The following is a 17,844-nucleotide window of genomic DNA, read 5'->3' on the forward strand; positions in this document are numbered from 1 at the left end:
GCTCGATTGATCGGCGCTGATAAGACGTCCCGGGCGAAGGAGAGCGGCGAAATTCTCGGATTGATGAGGCCGATAGAGTTGGTCATGAGCCAGTTGCTTGATCCACATCAACCAGTGCGCGACCATCATCTCTTAAATGATCGAGCAATCGAGTGGATCAGAACCATGTCCAGAAAATGGGTAATTCTTGCAGTTACGGCCATAGCGACAACAGCGGCGGCGGTACTCATCTTCCAACGGCCGCTGTCCGTTACCGTTGTGCGCCCGGAGTCTGATGTACCACTCCGGATTTACGGTCTTGGCACCGTCGAAGCCCGTGTGCTGAGCCGTGTGGGCTTCGAAGTTGGCGCCGCCTTGCTGTCCCTCTCAGCGGACTTGGGCGATCATGTCGCCAAGGACCAAGAGCTGGCGAAGCTTCACCCAGCCGAACAGGAAGCTCGCGTGGCGCGCGCCGAGGCGGCCATCGATGCCAATGCAGCAGCACTCCTGAAAGCCAAGGCCGGCGTCGAAAAGGCCCGCGCTGTCCTCGCTGAACGCGAGGTTGCCAACAAACGTCTCCAGGACCTCGCCCGCAAGGATGTCGCCTCCGTCCAGAGGGCGGAGGAAGCCCAGCGTGACGAGGATGTGGCGCGCGCTGAATTCGCGGTCGCTGAGGCTGACGCCGCTGTCGTTGCAGCCCAGGGCGCGGACTCCGTGGCGGCTCTGAAGTTCGAGAAGACCTTGCTGGAGCATCATCGGCTGCTTTCGCCCTATGATGCGGTTGTCGTTGCGCGCCATGCGGAACCGGGCACGGTCGTTCGGGCGGGAGATCCGATTTTCACGCTCATCGATCCTACCAGCGTGTGGATCCAAGCTTACATTGACGAAGAGCGGGCAGGCCGGCTGGCACTCGCCCAACCCGCGACGATCCGGCTGCGGTCCCAACCGCAACGAGAGTTCGTGGGAACTGTCACTCGCATCGGCCTCGAAAGCGACCGCACGAACGAGGAGCGCCGTGTCTGGCTGACATGTACCGACTGCCCAGTCCCCATGTATCTGGGAGAGCAGGCAGAGGTGCGAATCACGACAGGCAGCCGCCCCTCTGCGCTGATGGTTCCGGAAGTTGCAATCACGGGTTTTGACGGCCACCACGGCAAGGTGTGGCTGCTGAAGGATGGCAAACTCACGCAGGCCACGCTGACCTTCGGCGACCGCGATGATCGCGGGCGGGTCGAGGTGAGCGGAAGCTTGCCGGAAGGTGCCAGCATCGTGGCAGATCCCCTACCCCAGGGGCGTGAGGCCCGCGCGGCGAAGGCCGAAGCGACGCCATGAACCTGGCGCTGAAGGACATCCAGCACGGTCTTTTCCGCTTCGTTATGACGTGCTTCGGGCTTGGCCTCTTAATGACGGTCGTGTTTGCGATGACCGGTATCTACAATGGCCTGGTCGTCGAGGCTCTTGCGGTGGCACGCGCACCCGCAGCCGATCTCTGGGTGGTCGAGGCGGGAACGAAGGGGCCATTCGCTGAAGCCTCAAGCATACCTGCCGACACGCGAGACGCGGTGGCAAGGCTTCCGGGAGTTATCGAGGCGGGCGCGGTCAACTACCAAAACGTCGAGGCCAGCCATGCGGGCAAAAGCCTGCGGCTCTATGTCATCGGTTACGAGCGTGGCCGGCCCGGAGGACCAGCCCGCATTGTGGAAGGCCGCGCACTCGACGCCAGTCACTTCGAACTGGTCGCTGACCGCAAATCCGGGCTCCGACACGGAGATACGATCAAGCTGGGTCGAAACCGGTTCACTGTCACCGGCCTCACCGACGGTGTCATCAATTCAGGGGGTGACCCTGCTGTGTTCATGACGATCGCCGATGCCATGGCTCTTCAGACTGAACTCGACCCGTCGGCCGAGCGTGTGCAGGTCGCGCGCAACGCCACCTCCGTCAAGTCCGCCTCCGTGGCGGCCGTCATCGCAAGGCTCCACCCTACGGCAGATACGGCCCTGCTGAGTGCAACGGTCCGGCAATGGAAGCACATGTCGGCTCTGACACAGGCCGAGCAGGAACAGTTGTTGCTCGTCTCGGTGGTGGACAAGGCACGGCGGCAGATCGGCCTTTTCCTGATTATCCTGTTGACAGTGTCGGCGGTTGTAATCGCGCTCATCATCTACACCATGACGATGGAAAAGCTGAAGCAGATCGCGACACTCAAGCTGATCGGCGCACCAGACCGCACCATCGTGTCGCTCATCGTCCAGCAGGCACTGATCCTCGGTGCTTCCGGGTGGACGATCGGCCTGCTCCTCATTCTCTTGGTGGAAGACTACTTCCCGCGGCGCGTCGTACTCGAGCCCGTCAATGCCGCGGCTCTTGCAGGCATCGTATTCGTGGTCTGCATTGCGGCATCCGCTCTCGGCGTTCGGGCGGCCATGAAGGTTGAGCCGGCGACGGCATTGGGAAGCTGAGATGACCCGGGAAGATGTCCTGATCGACCTGCAGGGGATTGCCAAGCACTACGGCGAGGGTGAAACGCGTGTTGACGCCTTGCGCTCCATTGATCTCCAGGTAAGAGCCGGCGAGGTCATTGCGCTGCTTGGGCCATCGGGATCAGGCAAGACGACGCTGTTGAACATCATAGGCTGCATCCTGGCCCCCTCGGCCGGACGCGTGACACTCGATGGGGAGCCGGTCTTTGACGGACACTGGCTCAGAAGAGACCTTCGGCGCCTGCGTCTGGAGAAGATCGGATTCATTTTCCAGTCGCACAATCTTCTACCTTTTCTCACCGCGGAAGAGAATGTCTCTGTGGTTCTCGATCTAGCTCGCTGGCCGGCTGACAAAGCTCGGGAACGATCACGTCAACTGCTAGACTATCTCGAGGTGGGCCGCCGTGCCGCAGCCAAGCCGGCTCTTCTGTCGGGTGGCGAAGCCCAGCGCGTGGCGATCGCACGGGCGCTGGCTAACCAACCCCGCATCATTCTGGCCGATGAGCCAACTGCCGCCTTGGACAGCAAGCGAGCCCAACTGGTAATGGACCTCCTGCGCAAGTTGGCAGCCGAGCAGCAGGCCTGCATCGTGACGGTCACCCACGATGAAAAGATATTCGACCGCTTTGATAGATTGATCCACCTGCGAGACGGAATGCTGAGCAGCGATGGACCCGGTGTTGAATGAGCGTGCATCCGGAAAACAGAGAATATCGCTTACTTAAGAGTGTATTTATAGCCACATCTTGCGCATTCAATGTCTAAAACGGTGACAGACGCCATACATGGATTGATCTAAAGCAGTTCCGTACAAGCCAAAACCGCGTAATCATCCCTTTGGTTGCAGTGCCGAAATACAGCAGCCATCCCGTGGCTATTGGAAACGCAAGTAGGGAAAGGGTCAGCAGGATGATTGCAGAGCAGGAGCATATCGCCCGCTGCAGCCCCCTCTTGAAGAGCATTCCGCCGCCCATTGTCGATGCTCTACTGTCCGCTTCGGCAGTGCATGAGTTCGATCGGGGATCGACAATCTTCCTTCAAGGAGAACAGGCCAAGGCCATTTTCATCGTTACCGAGGGATGGGTGAAACTCTATCGGATATCCCCCAACGGCTCGGAAGCGGTCGTAGCCGTGTTTACAAAAGGTGCCAGTTTCGGCGAGGGCATCGCCTTCCGGAATGGAAATTACCCCGTCACGGCGGAAGCGGCCACCGATTGCCGCCTCGTCATGGTGCCGGTTGACACCCTGATCAACCGCATCAGAGAATCTCCTGAGATCGCCCTTTCAATTCTATCGGCAGCATTCATCCACCTCCAGGGCCTTGTCGCCCAAGTGGAACAACTCAAGGCTCGGACCGGTGCCCAAAGGGTAGCCGAATTCCTCCTTGAACTTGCGCCCTGCGAAATCGGGTCATGCGAGGTTGTTTTGCCATATGACAAGGCGCTGATTGCAGGAAGATTGGGCCTCAAGCCTGAGAGTCTTTCTAGGGCATTCGCAAAGTTGCGTGACTATGGCGTAACTGTAAAGCTGAACAATGCGAGCATCAGCGACCTCAAGACGCTTCGTGAACTGGCGAACGAAGATCCAGCCCTCTCATGGTCGAAATCCTGATTCCTCAGCCCGAAGCCAGCTGTCGATAGATCGCAGGCAGGATTTGCGTTAGTTTCTCGGGATGTGGAACCAATGCATAGGCGCCCTGTCCGAAGATGCGAGGGAACCACGACTTGCCATCACGTTCGATGGTAATGCCAAAGACAGCATGGCCGGCACTGCGCGCCTCTCGCACGGCCATGTGGCTATCCTCGATGCCGTGGCGCCCTTCGTAATGATCGAGGTCGTTGGGTTTGCCATCGGTGATTACCAGAAGCAGGCGGCGCTTGCGTGGTTCTCGTGTGAGGCCTGCAGAAGCATGGCGGATTGCAGCACCCAGGCGAGTGTAGAAACCGGGCTTCAGGCCAGCAATCCGCTGTTCTATGAGGCCCGTCATGGGCTCTCCGAAATCCTTCGCGCACTGGACGTAGACACGGTCGCGCTTCAGTGACGAGAAGGCGTTAATGGCGAAGTCGTCACCGCAGGCATCAAGGCCCCAGGCGAGAGCTGCAAGCGCTTCGCGCTCGATGTCGATAACACTGCGACCATCGTGCCCATGGCCCGGCAATGCAGCCTGCGTTGATCGGGAGATATCAAGCAGGATCGATACTGCAAGGTCTCTCTTCTGCGGCCTCACCTGTGTCCAGATACGGTCATCGGAATCACCGGTTGCCAGAAAGTCCGCACGAGCACGCACTGTGCGATCCATGTCAAGGTCATCGCCGTCGATGCACCCGCTGACAGTAAGGCGTGCGGGGCGCAGCGCCTCGAACTGACGTTTCACCGCCAGGATGCGAGCCCGTGCCCTTGGATCGAAGCGTGCCTCGACGGTGTCACCACAAGCGTCGATCCTGGACGCCAGGACACGGACATGACTTTTGAGATATGAGCCACTGCGCACATCCCATTCAGGATAGGTCAGCGCAGCTGAGAGTGCCTCACGATCAACGTCCTCTGGAGCCAGATCGAGATGGAGCTTCAGCCGCGTGGCAGGCGCTTTCGATATCTGACCGAGCCCGATCTCGTCCTGGTCATCGGCTGCCTTCTTCGCATCATCCGTGTCGTCATCCTCAACACGACGGTTGAGATTGATGAACTCGGCCCAGCTCAGGAGCGCCTCGAACTTGTGCAGAATGAAGCTGTCTTTGCGCTCCGCCTGGTCCGACTTGCGCCGACGCGCGCGATGGGTTCGTGAACCCTCGCCTTCCTCGGGAGCACCATCGGTTGCGCGAGTTTCTACACCACTTGCTTCACAGCGACCAGGTCGTCCCAGGTCGGGCCAGAGCGGTACTGGCCGGAAGGCGCGGTAACCACGCGGGGCTCGCTCAAGAACGAGTTCAGCTGGCGTCGGCCCCTCATCTCCAAGAGCTCGACGAATTAACATCTCCACCTGCGCTTCTACGGCCGGCAATGCCGCTCGAGGGCGGTTGGATAGCACCGCACGGCAGAGTTCAGCATATAGCGGCCTGAAGCCAGGAGCTGCTTCCAGCGTATGGTCAACCATCAGGCGCGCTGCCTCGATTGCGGCCATATCCGCCTTCAGCGGATCGTCCTCCTCGATTGCCGGACCGGCGTGGGCAGAGCAGGCAGCAAGCCAGACATAAAGCGCAGCGTTGGCTTCCCGCGCAGGAAACACGTTAAGGCTTTCCGGCAAGCGTAGTGTTTCGCCGTCAAAGCTGGCATGTGGTACTCGCTCCTCGGAGTTGCCCAGACGCCGCAGGAGGCCGAGGCGGTGGCGGGATGCTTCCTCCGGCGCCGCGCGCAAATCCACCGCCGGGCTACCGCCAAGGCCGCGGAACAATACGGCCAGCCGTCCGCCAACCTCTGAGAGGTTGACCCGGGCTCCATCGTTGACGAGGGGGGCGTCAAGACGGCTGGCAAGCACGTGCCAGAGTTTCCCGATGGTTTCCTCGGGTTCCCATGGCGCGATATCGATCCCGGACACCGCCGGCCTCACCCGAATACGGCGGTGACGAGATCGAGGAGCCCACGTTTCACATCTGCGTCATCGGTGAGCGGCTCGATCATGGCGGCACGGATGGCGCGTTCGACCGGCATGCCGCGCTGGATGAGAGTTGCCGCATAAACCACGAGGCGGGTGGAGACACCTTCTTCGAGATCCTGGCCTTTAAGTGCACGCAACTTGTTGGCCAATCGAACCAGCGGTCGCACCCGGTCCTCGGGGAGACCGCTTTCGCGGGCAACCACCGGAACCTCGTGTTCTGGACGTGGAAAGTTGAATTCCAACGATACAAAGCGCTGCCGGGTGGACGGCTTCAGTGTCTTGAGAATATTCTGGTACCCGGGGTTATAGGAAGCGACCAGCATGAAGCCAGGCGCAGCCTCGAGTTCTTCTCCAGTACGGTCGATGGGCAAGATGCGCCGGTCATCGGTCAGCGGATGCAGCACGACAGTGACATCCCTCCGCGCCTCAACGACTTCATCGAGATAGCAGATTGCTCCCTCGCGGACCGCGCGCGTCAAAGGACCGTCAACCCAAACCGTCTCACCTCCCTTGAGGAGGTAGCGTCCGATGAGGTCGGCTGCGGCCAGATCGTCATGGCAAGCAACCGTGTGCAGCGGCCGGCCCAGCCGAGAAGCCATGTGGGCCACAAATCGAGTCTTGCCGCAACCTGTCGGTCCTTTCAACAGCAAGGGCAGTTCGTTGGCGTGGGCAAGCTCGAAAACTTCACATTCATCGCCCTGGGGTAGATAGAAGGGGGCCTCTGCCCCCTTCACCGATATCATGCCATGCATGAGCATCACTCCGCCGGAGTTGCCGCAAGCGACGGACCGCGGGCGATCACTTCACGACGCGGGAACATCACCGAGTAGATGAACAGCAGTGCTCCCAAAACCACCGCAACGCCGGAACCGAAGCGCATCGCGTAGAACATCCACAGCTGGTCCTGAACGTCCATATAGTTCATGCCCATCACCCGTTGCAGGTGGGTCTGCAGTGCCCCGGCGAAGGTCAGCGTGACGGTCATGAATACCATCCCGCTGCTCATCAGCCAGAAGGAAGCCATATTGAGCACTTGGTTATAGGGATCACGCCCGCGCAGGATCGGCATGGCATAGGTGATGATCGCGAGGTTGACGCAAACGTAGGCTCCATAGAAAGCCAGGTGGCCGTGAGCCGCCGTGATCTGGGTACCGTGGGTATAGAAGTTCACTCCGTGCAGAGTGTGCAGGAAGCCCCACACGCCGGCTCCGAAGAAGGACAGCACACCACAACCAAGGCTCCAGAGGAGTGCTGCCTTGTTCGGATGATCACGGCGTCCCTTCCACACCATGACAAAGGCGAAGGACATCATGGCGAAGAACGGGATGATCTCAAGCGACGAGAAGATCGAACCGGTCCACTGCCAATATGCAGGTGTGCCGATCCAGTAATAGTGGTGCCCGGTGCCAAGGATGCCCGAGAACAGCGCGGTCGCCACGATAACGTAGAGCCACTTCTCCACAACCTCACGGTCGACGCCCGTCAGCTTCAGCATGAGGAAGGCGAGGATCGATGCCATGATCAATTCCCATACGCCTTCCACCCAGAGATGGACGACGTACCACCAGTACTGCTTGTCCACCGCTAGGTTGGACGGATTGTAGAAGGCAAAGAGAAACAGGAGCGCCAGTCCCCACAGACCGAGAAGCAGGATGTTGGTGATAGCGGTCTTCCGGCCCTTCAACGTCGTCATCGAGACATTGTAGAGGAAGATCAGCGCAGCAACCACAATACCAGCCTTGACCCAAGTTGGCTGCTCCAGGAACTCACGTCCCTGCTTACCCAGGAAGTAGTTGCCCTCAAACAGATTGAACAGGTAGGTGACGACCACGCCCAATGTCCCCAGCACAAGAATGGCGAGTTGGACGTAGGCCAATGCCGGCGAGTGGATTTCGCGTTCCGATTCCTCGGGTATCAGGTAATAGGCTGCGCCAAAGAAGCCAAGCAGCAACCATACGATGAGGCTGTTGGTGTGCAGCATACGCGCGATATTGAAGGGGAGGATGGTACTGAGGAAATTCGGTTCGACGTAGATCCAGCCCATGAGCAGGCCGATCGAGACCTGCACGGTAAACAGCGCCATGGCCACCGTGAAGTAGGCAAGCGCGATCTTCTGTGTGTGATACTTCATGATGCTCTGCCTCCTCAGCCCGCGTCGTTCGGCGGCCAGTTTTGGGTATTGATCTTGCCCGTCCACAGCAGGAAGTCGGCAAGGTTCTTGAATTCCTCGTCGGTGAGGTTGAAGTGCGGCATCTGCCGCCGGCCTTCGATGCCCGTGGGCATCGAGGTCATCCAGCCTTTCAGCATCTCGGTGGCGGCTGCGGGATCGTCCTGCACCTTCCACCTCTTCATCACATTGCCAAGTTCAGGAGCGAAATATGCTCCTTCGCCGAGGATTGTATGGCAGTTAATGCAGCTATTCTTTTCCCATACGTGCTTGCCGGCGGCCACGCTGGCTGTCAGCCCCGCGGAATCGGTGGATTTATTGACGATATAGTAGTGGCTCTGGATCGACAGCCCTACAAAGATGACGATGAAGAACAGCGACCCGCCATAAAAGATGTTACGGGCCATGTTCTTCGTCAGGACCTCACGCATTGCGCTCTCCTCCCCGAAGACAAAATTGTAACAACTATGCATGTTTTAGTCGCGGGAGCGACGCGCGCCTTAACGAAAGTCAACCGGCTCTAAATAATGGCCTGGAGGTGAACCTCGGGGAGGACAGCCAGTGTCCGGTCGATAGCGCTCCTGTCCATAAGGCAAAAGGCCGTTGATAGACCATCGGCGACTGCCGCACTTGAAGCAGAGACCGCCGCCAACTTCCAGACTGGCGGAAGCTGCTCTCTGGGATTGACAATATGGGGCGCTCCTGGACCGATCCTTGTCCCTTCGGGCGAAGATACCGCCAGCGCCATGTCAGAAAGCTCAGCCCGCCCCACCAGGCGACCACTCGGAAGCATAATGTCGGCCCGCCAGCACTTGCCATCGGGCCGCAAGCCACGTGCTGAGATTTCGCCCGTATCAATCATTACGTCTCGATAACCCTCTTCCGCCAGAAGCAGCGCGACCAGGTCGGCGGCATGCCCCTGCGCAATGCCGTTGAACGTCAGTTGCATGCCAGGCTCCAAGGCGATTTCGTCCTCCGAAACGTGAACACGGTGCCAGCCGACGAGTTGCTGAGCGTGCTTGACATCACCGGACCCTGCTATCGCGAGCCATAACGGTAGAATTGTCGGGTCGAAGAGCCCCTCTGTGGCTGCATGGATATGATCGACCAACTGGAATAGCGAAATCATTGCAGTTGGCGGATGAGTCAGACGGCCAATGCGGTTGAGGCGTGTCAGTGCTGAGTCGCGGTACAGCGAAAAGTGTTCCTCGACGCCATTCAGGACTGCTTCCATCTTGCCAAATGTGCGGAGGGCCTGTTCAGGGGTGCCACCGACCAAGGAAATCTTGACTTCAGCGCCAAGCGCATAGCCACTCCAGATCGTCGGCTCGGCCAAAGCCGTAGCAGAGGACGCCGCCAGCGCGGCGGCGGAGATTGCCAGGAAGCGTCGACGATTCATTGTGCCTGATCTCGTCATGAAACTCATACGGTAGCCCCCTCTCCAGAGCGCGCACGACGCTTCAGCACCGGACATTGAGTATTGTCACCCATGATCACCTGACATCTCAGACAGAGCACACACTCGTTGGGATTGATGCGGCCGAGCGGGTCGATGGCCCCAACGGTACATTTGGTCTCACAAAGGCGGCACTCGCGACCACACTGCGGCCGGCGCTTGAGCCAATCGAAAATCTTGAGTTTCGCGGGAATCGCCAATCCTGCTCCAAGAGGGCACAGATAGCGGCAAAAAAATCGTTCAATGAACAGGCCGGCGAACAACAAGACGACGACAAAGGCCACGAATGGCCAGGCGCGAATCATCCGCAGTGATATTGCGGTCTTGAAGGGCTCAGCCTCCGCCATGACCAGCGCATCATGCATGGAATAGAATGAGAGCCCCAGGATGCCGACGAATATGGTGTACTTGATGACCCACAGCCGCTCATGAAGCCCTTGTCGAACTGCTATTTGCCGTACTCCGATCCGTTGTGCCAGAACATTCAGCAACTCCTGCAGCGCCCCAAAGGGGCAGAGCCATCCGCAGTAGACCCCCCTGCCCCAAAACAGCAATCCGAGCGCGACAAAGCCCCAGAGCATGAAGATGACAGGGTCCATGAGGAAGGTCTCCCACCGGAACCCAGATAGTAGCGAGTGAATAAAAGCAACGACCTGAACGACCGAGAGTTGCCCGTTAATGCCCCAACCAAGCAAAAGCAGTGTCGCAGTCAGAAAGCCCAGTCGAAGATTGCGCCACAGACGCGGCTTCCTGGTGATCCAGTCCTGCGCAAAGAGAATCAACGTCAGTATCACAAGCATGCTTGCGACCAGGAAGGTCTCAAGGCGCTTCTTTGACCAGATTTCACGCCACAGCGGCTCGGAGGTCTCTGATGACTGACTGAGCATGAATTGCGGAATGGTGTAGTCTGCAACAACGCTCGCCTGTTTCTCGCCGCCACTCGTCATTGGCCGTGAGGCCGTGATCTCGATGCGTAATGGCTTCGCTGGATCGATCACCTGCGGTAGCCGAAAGACGCTCACTTCCTTGAATTCTGGTGCACCGGCTGCGCGGAGGTTCTTTATGAAGAGATAGTCGCCCGCCTGCGGTGTATATCGCGTCTCGCCTTGGACGATCGCAATTCGCTCAAAACTGCCCGTTCGCTTCCAATCCGTACCACGATGCGAATGAAGTCCGGTCGTCGCGATCAGCAAAACACTCTCACCGGGGCCGATAGCGCCGACCGCCTCGGTATAGGCCTGTTGTCCCAGGAGATTTCTTCCCGCCGTGGGAGAGTCAACGATGCCGGCATAGAGGTCCAGGAAGGCACCATTTCCGGCTGGTACCGGGACGACGGCGTGTTCGAATATCCTGGAGGCCTCGTCCATGCTCATTCTGGCATGGGTGAGTACCCCCCTGTCGATGATTGCGGTCCAGTCCAAGGGCGTGAAGTCAATCCTGTCTATGCCACTTCCGCCGGCAAGAAGGCCTCGGGCAATGGCCAGAGTGCGTGCAGTCCGCAGCACGCCGTCACGGATCACGCCTGTTGAAACCGTGGCGCGCGCAATGACGTCGGGAAGGTCAGACTGACTTTCGAGAATGTTCTTGCGACTGACATGAAGATCAACGCCCTTGAAACCATTGACATAATTCCGGATGTCGTCGTCAGAGATGCCTAATGTCAGTACAGGTTCATTATGCTGAACCAGCGCGGCACCGGCGATAAAACCCTCCGGCGACACCGCAACCAGAACGTCAATTGGCCGCCCGGAATAGCCCACCGTATTTGCGATTTCCCAGCTCGATCCAATGTAGCCGGCCAGACCGGCCGATGACGTGACCGTCCAGCCAGGCACCCCGGCCTCTGTTCGTTGCACGCTCACGGGTTCGCTTACGCCAAGAAGTCGAGCGGCGAGTGCCGCGTCCGGTGCGGTGACCACGATCGCCTCCGGCGTGACGGCCGCCTCAGCCGGCACAACAAAGGCCAGAGCAAGCAGAATGATCAGGGCAACAAGGCGCATCTGGCCTCCATGGACGAGGGAGACCTTGGACCGAGCGCGCCACCCTCTCCTTAACGAAAGTCAAGGCAGCGCACTCTCGTCAGATGCATGGTTGCATGGCCCCACCCGACGAATGGAGAGACAAACATGAGATTCCCCGCCACCCTTGCCAGGAGACTTCTGCTGTCATGCGCCATCTTGGGCGTGGCAGCTGGTGCTGGTCTCGCAGACGAAAAGCCCAAAACGCACGGCGACACGCCCGCTGCGGCCTATCAACCGTCGATGACGACGCTCGGCCAGATCAAGGTCGAGATTCCAGGCCGCAAGGAAAACGACCCGGTAATGAGCCAGGAGGAGTTCCAGAAGGCAACAGAGATCTATTTCGAGCGGTGTGCCGGTTGCCACGGAGTATTGCGCAAGGGCGCCACCGGCAAGCCATTGACGCCTGACCTCACGCGTTCGCCTGACAAGGGCTACGACTACTTGAAGAACTTCATCACCTACGGATCTCCCGCCGGTATGCCCAACTGGGGCACCTCCGGACAACTCGATGAAGCCACCGTCGACATGATGGCCCGCTACCTGCTGCTCGACCCGCCTGCCCCCCCAGAGTTTGGCATGCCCGAGATGCGCGCTTCCTGGAAGCTCATCGTTAAGCCTGAGGACCGTCCAACCAAGAAGCTGAACGACATAAACATCGACAATCTCATGTCGGTAACCCTCCGTGACGCCGGACAGGTGGCTTTGATTGACGGGGGCACCTATGAAATCAAGGCAATCATCGACACCGGCTATGCAGTACATATCAGCCGCATCTCCGCTTCAGGCCGATATCTCTTCGTGATCGGGCGCGACGGCAAGGTGGTGATGATTGATCTCTGGATGAACCCGCCGGCACCTGTCGCTGAAATCAAGATTGGCTCGGAGGCCCGTTCAATTGAGACCTCCAAATTCAAGGGGTTCGAAGACAAGTACGCGATCGCCGGTGCTTATTGGCCGCCGCAATACGTAATCATGGACGGCAACACGCTGGAGCCAAAGAAGATCGTCTCTACCCGCGGCAACATCTATGATGAGCAGGTTTATCACCCCGAACCTCGTGTGGCGTCGATCGTTTCGTCGCACTTCAAGCCCGAGTTCATCGTAAACGTGAAGGAGACGGGCAAGATCCTGTTGGTCGACTACTCGGACATCAAGAACCTGAAAACCGTCGAGATCGAAGCAGAACGCTTCCTGCACGATGGCGGTTTCGACAGCACCAAGCGCTACTTCCTGGTGGCTGCCAACGCCCGTGGGAAGGTCGCGGTCGTCGACACCAAGGAGGACAAGTTGGTCGCACTGGTGGAAACCGGTGGCCAGACTCCCCACCCAGGTCGTGGCGCCAACTTCGTGCATCCGGTGTTTGGCCCCGTCTGGGCCACATCCCATCTTGGCGACGATTCAGTCGCCCTGATCGGAACCGACCCTGAAGGCCATCCCGATAACGCCTGGAAGGTCGTTGACAGCTTCCCGGCTCTGGGCGGCGGATCGCTGTTCATCAAGACCCACCCCAAGTCGCAGCATCTCTATGTCGATGCTCCGCTTAACCCCGAGGCGTCAATCTCATCGTCGGTTGCGGTGTTCGACATCTCGAAAATGACGAAAGATGGCGATCCCGAGATCACGACCCTGCCAATTGTCGAATGGTCGGGCATTGCCGAAGGCCAGCCGCGCGTAGTCCAGCCCGAATTCAATGAGGATGGCACCGAAGTGTGGTTCTCAGTCTGGGGCAAGGCCTCCGAGGAATCGGCAATCGTGGTCGTCGACGACAAGACACTGCAACTGAAGAAGGTGATCAAGGACAAGCGCCTCGTGACCCCGACCGGTAAGTTCAATGTCTTCAATACCCGCGAAGACGTCTACTGATCCAGAGGCGGCGGGTGGCTGATGCCTCCCGCCGTCACCCTTCAACCTTCGACGAGGCTGATGCGATGAGAAACCCGCACATGGGAAAGGTCACGCTCGTAGGCGCCGGCCCCGGAGACCCTGAACTGCTGACGCTACGTGCCTTGAAAGCCATAGAGCAATCCGATGTGGTCGTGCACGACAGGCTTGTTTCGTCCGAGATCATGGCCCTCGTCCCCTCCCATATCCGGCGTATCGATGTGGGGAAACTTCCACGCTATCACGCCGTTCCACAGGACGAGATCAATGAATTGCTGGTGAGCCTGGCGCTCCAAGGGCTCAATGTCACACGCCTGAAGGGTGGGGATCCACTCATATTTGGACGGGGAAGTGAGGAAGCCCAAGCACTCTCCGAGGCAGGCATTGGCGTTTGCTATGTGCCCGGCATCACTGCCGCACAGGGCGCTGCTGCCTCAGCAGGTGTACCGCTGACCCACCGTGGGCTTGCCACCGGCGTCCGCTACGTTACCGGGCATCGTGCACGTGACGCCGAACTCGACCTTGACTGGCAAAGCCTCGCTAGCGGTGAGACAACACTCGTTGTTTACATGGGAGTTTCGAGCATCGGAGAGATCGCCACGCGCCTGGTTGAGCACGGTCTATCCATGTCGACACCAGTATTGATGGTGGCTGCCGCCACAACCCCGCGCGAGGAACGCAGGCTCTCCAACCTTTCTCGGATTGCGTGTGATGCGGCAGGGCATACGTCCGAAGTACCAGCGCTGTTCATCATAGGATCCGTCGTGTCGCTCTATGTTGCAGGAACGCCCGCGGCGCCGATCGACGGCTTGCTTGAGTGCGAGATGGCGGACAATGGCTAGCCGAGTGGCAATTGCCGGGCTCATGGCATTGCTGTCTGCGGGAAGTTCACTTGCCGAGGACAGCAGGCGCCTTGAACATGTGGTGAAACAGGACTGCGGGTCCTGCCACGGCCTGACGATGAAGGGCGGCCTCGGAAAGCCGTTGACCCCTGAGGCCCTGGCCGGAGTGGACCAGCAGACAATTGCCAGCATTATCCTTGACGGTGTTCCTGGAACCGCAATGCCGCCGTGGCGACCGCTGCTTGCAGAGTCCGAGGCACTGTGGATTGCCAACTACCTGAAAGGAGGAAAACTCCAATGATCACGCGCCGTTCGATACTCTCCGGTGCGGTGCTGTTCGGCGCCTCGCCGCTGATCCGCACGGCTGCCGCGGGCCAACCGGGCACAATGGCGACCGGAGGACTTGGCCTCGTCGTCGAGCGCGCCTCCGGATCGCTGGTTCTCGTAGATCGCCTTGCGCATTCGGCCGTTGGCAGAATCGAGGGATTAGGTGACCTCTCACATGCAAGTTTGACCTATTCGCCGGACGAGCGCTTCGCCTACGTTTTTGGCCGCGATGGGGGACTCACCAAGGTGGACATGGTCAACCGCAGCATTGCGGGTCGGGTCGTCCAGGCTGGCAACTCCATTGGAGGCGCAATCTCGGACGACGGAAAGCTGGTTGCCGTCTCAAACTACGAACCAGGTGGCGTGCGAGTATTCGATGCCGATACCCTCGAAATGGTGCAGGACATACCTGCCGGCTCCAAGACCATAGGCCTCGCCGACATGCCGGGCCGCCGCTTCATTTGGAGTCTTTGGGACACCGGCGAAACCTGGATCGCGGACTTGTCGGGCTCCGAGATGAAACTCCGCAAACTGGCGGATGTCGGCAAGAACCCCTTTGACGGTGTGATGACCGACGACGGCAGCACCTATCTCGTGGGATTGTTCGGCGAAAAGGGCGTAACCGCCATCGATCTGTGGAGCAAAGACCCGAAGCCGGTTCGCTTCCTCAAGAATTATGGCAAGAAGGAAGATGACCTTCCCGTCTACAAGATGCCTCACTTGCAGGGCTGGGCTTTCACTGACGGCCAATTCGTCCTGCCTGCCGTGGGCGCGCATGAACTTCTCTGGGTGGACCGCATAACGCTCGAGGAAACCGGCCGCACAGCCGTTCACGGTCAGCCTGTCTTCATAATTTCTCAGCCTGCCAGCCCCTACGTGTGGACCAACTTTGCGATGCCGCTGAACGATACCGTTCAGGTTGTGGATAGCCGCAGTCACGCCGTCGTCAGGACACTGCAGCCAGGTCCTGCCGTATTGCATATGGAATTCGCACCGCGGGGCGCTGAAGTGTGGATCTCCGTGCGTGATGCCAATGTCGTTCAGATCTACGACACGCTTACCTTCGCAAAGATCGGCGAGATTCCAGCTCAGAGCCCGTCCGGCATCTTCTTCACGGCGCGCGCCCACCGCAATGGGCTCTAGCAATGCCACATCGAATCGACACAATCGACCACCGCCTGCTTGACGAGTTCCAACGAGGGCTGGCTCTCGCGCCGCGACCCTACGCCGCAATTGGGAAAGTACTGAACATCGATGAAGGCGAGGTGATCAAGCGCCTCTCGAGCTTAACGGAGCGCGGTTACATCTCTCGTGTCGGAGCCACCATCCGCCCAAACACGGCTGGTGCGTCGACGCTCGCCGCAATGTCGGTTCCCCTGCAACAGGTCGAGACGGTTGCAGCGCTGGTGGGTGCCGAGGCCGGTATCAACCATTCCTATCTCCGCGAGGACGACTGGAATCTTTGGTTTGTCGCCACTGCGCCGACTTCGGATGAGTTGCAGGCCCTGCTCGATCGTCTATCGGCAGTCACAGGGTTTCATATCCTCAACCTGCGTCTGCTGCGCCCCTTCAACATAGACCTCGGCTTCAGCCTTTCCGGTAGGTCGACGCCCATGCCCAACCGGGTGCTACCTCGGCTTGAGTTGATCCGCGACGAGGACCGCCCCCTCCTGCAGTTGTTTTCACTCGGTATGCCCCTTGCGACGCGCCCCTATGCTGCCATGGCAGACAGCCTAGGAAAGAGCGAAGAGTGGGTAATCGAACGCCTGGGTACGCTCATTGCGGCGGGAATCATCACACGACTCGGCATTATCGTACACCATCGCGCCATGGGGTGGACTGCAAATGCAATGGTTGTTTGGGACATGCCAGAACATCGGATTCTCGAAGCAGGTCAGGTGGCGGCCAGCTTTCCAGGCGTTACCCTCTGCTATCAGCGGTGCACGGTTCCCGGTCTGTGGCCCTACTCACTCTACAACATGGTGCATGCTCGCACACGGGAAGAGGCACTCGCTGTCGTGAAGGAACTGCAGCGACGTCCGCAGTTCGCCAACGTCGCGCATCGCGTCCTGTTTTCCACTCGTTGCTTCAAGCAGACGGGTGCGCTGGTACATCGGAAGGAGGCTGCAGCATGAGCCGAACACCATTGGCCCAGAATGAGCTTGACGTCATAGACAGGACTATCCTCAATGAGCTCCAGTCCAACTTCCCGCTCACTCATCAACCCTTTACGGAAGTCGGTCGTGACCTCGGCATCAGCGAGCAAGAGCTGATTGACCGCATCCGACGGCTGCGAACCATCAAGGCGATCACCCGATTCGGGCCCTTCTTTGACGCCGAAGCCATGGGCGGCGCATTCTGCCTTTGCGCAATGGAAGTGCCCGCAGAAAGGTTTGAGGAGGTCGTGACTTTGGTCAATGCACATCCCCAAGTCGCGCATAATTATGAGCGAAGCCATCGCCTGAACATGTGGTTCGTTCTCGCCTGCGAGACGCCGGACGGCATCAGGGCGGCGGCGGACGATATCGAACAGGAAACAGGGCTGCCAGTGTTACGCTTTCCAAAGCTCAAGGAGTTCTTCATCGGCTTCCGGGTGAACGCATGAACTTGGATCCAACAGACCGAAGACTCATCGCCGCCACACAGAGTGGCCTTCCACTCACGCCATTCCCCTATGCGGAGGTGGCGAGCTGGCTCGACTTGTCAGAGGAAGAGGTGCTCTCGCGTCTCGCCGCACTTCGTGAGCGTGGCATTATCCGAAGAATTGCACTGGCACCGAACCATTACGCTCTTGGGATCAGCGCAAATGGTATGAGCGTCTGGGATGTCGAGGATACGGAAGCAATCGACCTCGGCCAAAAGGTTGGGGCGCTGGACTTCGTGACACACTGCTACCTGAGGCCACGCGCATTGCCGGACTGGCCCTATAATCTATTCGCCATGATCCATGGCGCAGACCGAGGCGAGGTGGAGGCCAAGCGATGTGCGATCGCTGACCTTCTCGGTCCCGCAAGTCACGCCAGCGACATTCTTTACTCAACGCGCATACTGAAGAAAACTGGAATGCGCCTCGCCCAAGCGGGAGACTGATCG

Annotated in this window: 17 protein-coding genes; 11 read left to right on the plus strand and 6 right to left on the minus strand. The window is 59.1% G+C overall.

Features of this window, described 5'->3' with window-relative positions; translation table 11 throughout:
* The first annotated feature begins 84 nt into the window (after positions 1 to 84).
* From DK847_RS06485 to DK847_RS06500, 4 genes are all read left to right on the plus strand, one after another.
* Positions 85 to 1,311: an efflux RND transporter periplasmic adaptor subunit gene (locus tag DK847_RS06485; RefSeq protein ID WP_245414536.1), complete on the plus strand. Its 1,227-nt coding sequence runs from the start codon at positions 85 to 87 to the stop codon at positions 1,309 to 1,311.
* Complete coding sequence (locus DK847_RS06490; RefSeq protein WP_111196992.1) at positions 1,308 to 2,441, plus strand: ABC transporter permease; 1,134 nt, start codon at positions 1,308 to 1,310, stop codon at positions 2,439 to 2,441. The genes DK847_RS06485 and DK847_RS06490 overlap by 4 nt, the downstream gene beginning before the upstream one ends.
* A 1-nt stretch (position 2,442) precedes the next feature.
* Entirely contained in the window at positions 2,443 to 3,150 is a 708-nt protein-coding gene (locus DK847_RS06495) for an ABC transporter ATP-binding protein (protein WP_111196994.1), read from the plus strand.
* A gap of 221 nt (positions 3,151 to 3,371) precedes the next feature.
* Positions 3,372 to 4,073 (plus strand): Crp/Fnr family transcriptional regulator, encoded by a 702-nt coding sequence (locus tag DK847_RS06500; protein ID WP_111196996.1) that lies wholly within the window; start codon positions 3,372 to 3,374, stop codon positions 4,071 to 4,073.
* Positions 4,074 to 4,077: 4 nt separating this feature from the next.
* On the opposite strand, the gene DK847_RS06505 is transcribed toward DK847_RS06500, so the two are convergent.
* The 6 genes from DK847_RS06505 to DK847_RS06530 all read right to left on the minus strand — a co-directional run bounded on the left by DK847_RS06505 (position 4,078) and on the right by DK847_RS06530 (position 11,680).
* A complete protein-coding gene (locus DK847_RS06505; protein WP_111197301.1) occupies positions 4,078 to 5,997 on the minus strand; it encodes a nitric oxide reductase activation protein NorD in 1,920 nt (639 codons plus the stop codon).
* An 8-nt stretch (positions 5,998 to 6,005) separates the two neighbouring features.
* Entirely contained in the window at positions 6,006 to 6,815 is an 810-nt protein-coding gene (locus DK847_RS06510; protein WP_111196998.1) for a CbbQ/NirQ/NorQ/GpvN family protein, read from the minus strand.
* Positions 6,815 to 8,188: a cbb3-type cytochrome c oxidase subunit I gene (locus DK847_RS06515; protein WP_111197303.1), complete on the minus strand. Its 1,374-nt coding sequence runs from the start codon at positions 8,186 to 8,188 to the stop codon at positions 6,815 to 6,817. Before DK847_RS06515 ends, DK847_RS06510 begins: the two co-directional genes overlap by 1 nt.
* A 14-nt stretch (positions 8,189 to 8,202) precedes the next feature.
* A complete protein-coding gene (locus DK847_RS06520; RefSeq protein ID WP_111197000.1) occupies positions 8,203 to 8,655 on the minus strand; it encodes a c-type cytochrome in 453 nt (150 codons plus the stop codon).
* 89 nt (positions 8,656 to 8,744) lie between these two features.
* Positions 8,745 to 9,623, minus strand: coding sequence for an FAD:protein FMN transferase (locus DK847_RS06525; RefSeq protein WP_161957176.1), 879 nt, complete (start codon positions 9,621 to 9,623; stop codon positions 8,745 to 8,747).
* Between the two features lie 23 nt (positions 9,624 to 9,646).
* Positions 9,647 to 11,680: a NosR/NirI family protein gene (locus tag DK847_RS06530; protein WP_111197004.1), complete on the minus strand. Its 2,034-nt coding sequence runs from the start codon at positions 11,678 to 11,680 to the stop codon at positions 9,647 to 9,649.
* A 126-nt stretch (positions 11,681 to 11,806) separates the two neighbouring features.
* Between DK847_RS06530 and DK847_RS06535 the strand changes: the two genes are divergently transcribed.
* From DK847_RS06535 to ahbB (DK847_RS06565), 7 genes are read left to right on the plus strand one after another with little or no spacing between them, the layout of a single operon-like run.
* The gene (locus DK847_RS06535; protein WP_111197006.1) at positions 11,807 to 13,564 is read left to right on the plus strand and encodes a nitrite reductase; all 1,758 of its coding nucleotides are present in this window, start codon (positions 11,807 to 11,809) and stop codon (positions 13,562 to 13,564) included.
* A 14-nt stretch (positions 13,565 to 13,578) separates the two neighbouring features.
* Positions 13,579 to 14,424 (plus strand): uroporphyrinogen-III C-methyltransferase, encoded by an 846-nt coding sequence (cobA, locus tag DK847_RS06540; protein ID WP_204508248.1) that lies wholly within the window; start codon positions 13,579 to 13,581, stop codon positions 14,422 to 14,424.
* 22 nt (positions 14,425 to 14,446) lie between these two features.
* A complete protein-coding gene (locus tag DK847_RS06545) occupies positions 14,447 to 14,725 on the plus strand; it encodes a c-type cytochrome (protein WP_245414537.1) in 279 nt (92 codons plus the stop codon).
* Positions 14,722 to 15,894 carry a cytochrome D1 domain-containing protein gene (locus tag DK847_RS06550; RefSeq protein WP_193548178.1) on the plus strand — a complete coding sequence of 391 codons (1,173 nt, stop codon included), beginning with the start codon at positions 14,722 to 14,724 and terminating at the stop codon, positions 15,892 to 15,894. Before DK847_RS06545 ends, DK847_RS06550 begins: the two co-directional genes overlap by 4 nt.
* A gap of 2 nt (positions 15,895 to 15,896) precedes the next feature.
* Complete coding sequence (gene ahbB, locus DK847_RS06555) at positions 15,897 to 16,886, plus strand: siroheme decarboxylase subunit beta (RefSeq protein ID WP_111197012.1); 990 nt, start codon at positions 15,897 to 15,899, stop codon at positions 16,884 to 16,886.
* Positions 16,883 to 17,356, plus strand: coding sequence for an Lrp/AsnC family transcriptional regulator (locus DK847_RS06560; protein WP_111197014.1), 474 nt, complete (start codon positions 16,883 to 16,885; stop codon positions 17,354 to 17,356). Before ahbB (DK847_RS06555) ends, DK847_RS06560 begins: the two co-directional genes overlap by 4 nt.
* Complete coding sequence (gene ahbB, locus DK847_RS06565; protein WP_111197016.1) at positions 17,353 to 17,841, plus strand: siroheme decarboxylase subunit beta; 489 nt, start codon at positions 17,353 to 17,355, stop codon at positions 17,839 to 17,841. Before DK847_RS06560 ends, ahbB (DK847_RS06565) begins: the two co-directional genes overlap by 4 nt.
* The last annotated feature ends 3 nt before the right edge of the window (positions 17,842 to 17,844 follow it).

The sequence above is a fragment of the Aestuariivirga litoralis genome (assembly GCF_003234965.1).
In the GTDB taxonomy this organism is placed as follows: domain Bacteria; phylum Pseudomonadota; class Alphaproteobacteria; order Rhizobiales; family Aestuariivirgaceae; genus Aestuariivirga; species Aestuariivirga litoralis.

Excerpts from the sequence above, each read along its gene's own strand:
- DK847_RS06515 (WP_111197303.1), bottom strand. The coding sequence starts at position 8,188 with ATGAAGTATCACACACAGAAGATCGCGCTTGCCTACTTCACGGTGGCC.
- DK847_RS06485 (WP_245414536.1), top strand. The coding sequence starts at position 85 with ATGAGCCAGTTGCTTGATCCACATCAACCAGTGCGCGACCATCATCTC.
- DK847_RS06530 (WP_111197004.1), bottom strand. The coding sequence starts at position 11,680 with ATGCGCCTTGTTGCCCTGATCATTCTGCTTGCTCTGGCCTTTGTTGTG.
- DK847_RS06495 (WP_111196994.1), top strand. The coding sequence starts at position 2,443 with ATGACCCGGGAAGATGTCCTGATCGACCTGCAGGGGATTGCCAAGCAC.
- DK847_RS06550 (WP_193548178.1), top strand. The coding sequence starts at position 14,722 with ATGATCACGCGCCGTTCGATACTCTCCGGTGCGGTGCTGTTCGGCGCC.
- DK847_RS06510 (WP_111196998.1), bottom strand. The coding sequence starts at position 6,815 with ATGCTCATGCATGGCATGATATCGGTGAAGGGGGCAGAGGCCCCCTTC.
- DK847_RS06560 (WP_111197014.1), top strand. The coding sequence starts at position 16,883 with ATGAGCCGAACACCATTGGCCCAGAATGAGCTTGACGTCATAGACAGG.
- ahbB (WP_111197012.1), top strand. The coding sequence starts at position 15,897 with ATGCCACATCGAATCGACACAATCGACCACCGCCTGCTTGACGAGTTC.
- DK847_RS06535 (WP_111197006.1), top strand. The coding sequence starts at position 11,807 with ATGAGATTCCCCGCCACCCTTGCCAGGAGACTTCTGCTGTCATGCGCC.
- DK847_RS06520 (WP_111197000.1), bottom strand. The coding sequence starts at position 8,655 with ATGCGTGAGGTCCTGACGAAGAACATGGCCCGTAACATCTTTTATGGC.
- DK847_RS06525 (WP_161957176.1), bottom strand. The coding sequence starts at position 9,623 with ATGAATCGTCGACGCTTCCTGGCAATCTCCGCCGCCGCGCTGGCGGCG.
- ahbB (WP_111197016.1), top strand. The coding sequence starts at position 17,353 with ATGAACTTGGATCCAACAGACCGAAGACTCATCGCCGCCACACAGAGT.
- DK847_RS06500 (WP_111196996.1), top strand. The coding sequence starts at position 3,372 with ATGATTGCAGAGCAGGAGCATATCGCCCGCTGCAGCCCCCTCTTGAAG.
- DK847_RS06545 (WP_245414537.1), top strand. The coding sequence starts at position 14,447 with ATGGCATTGCTGTCTGCGGGAAGTTCACTTGCCGAGGACAGCAGGCGC.
- DK847_RS06490 (WP_111196992.1), top strand. The coding sequence starts at position 1,308 with ATGAACCTGGCGCTGAAGGACATCCAGCACGGTCTTTTCCGCTTCGTT.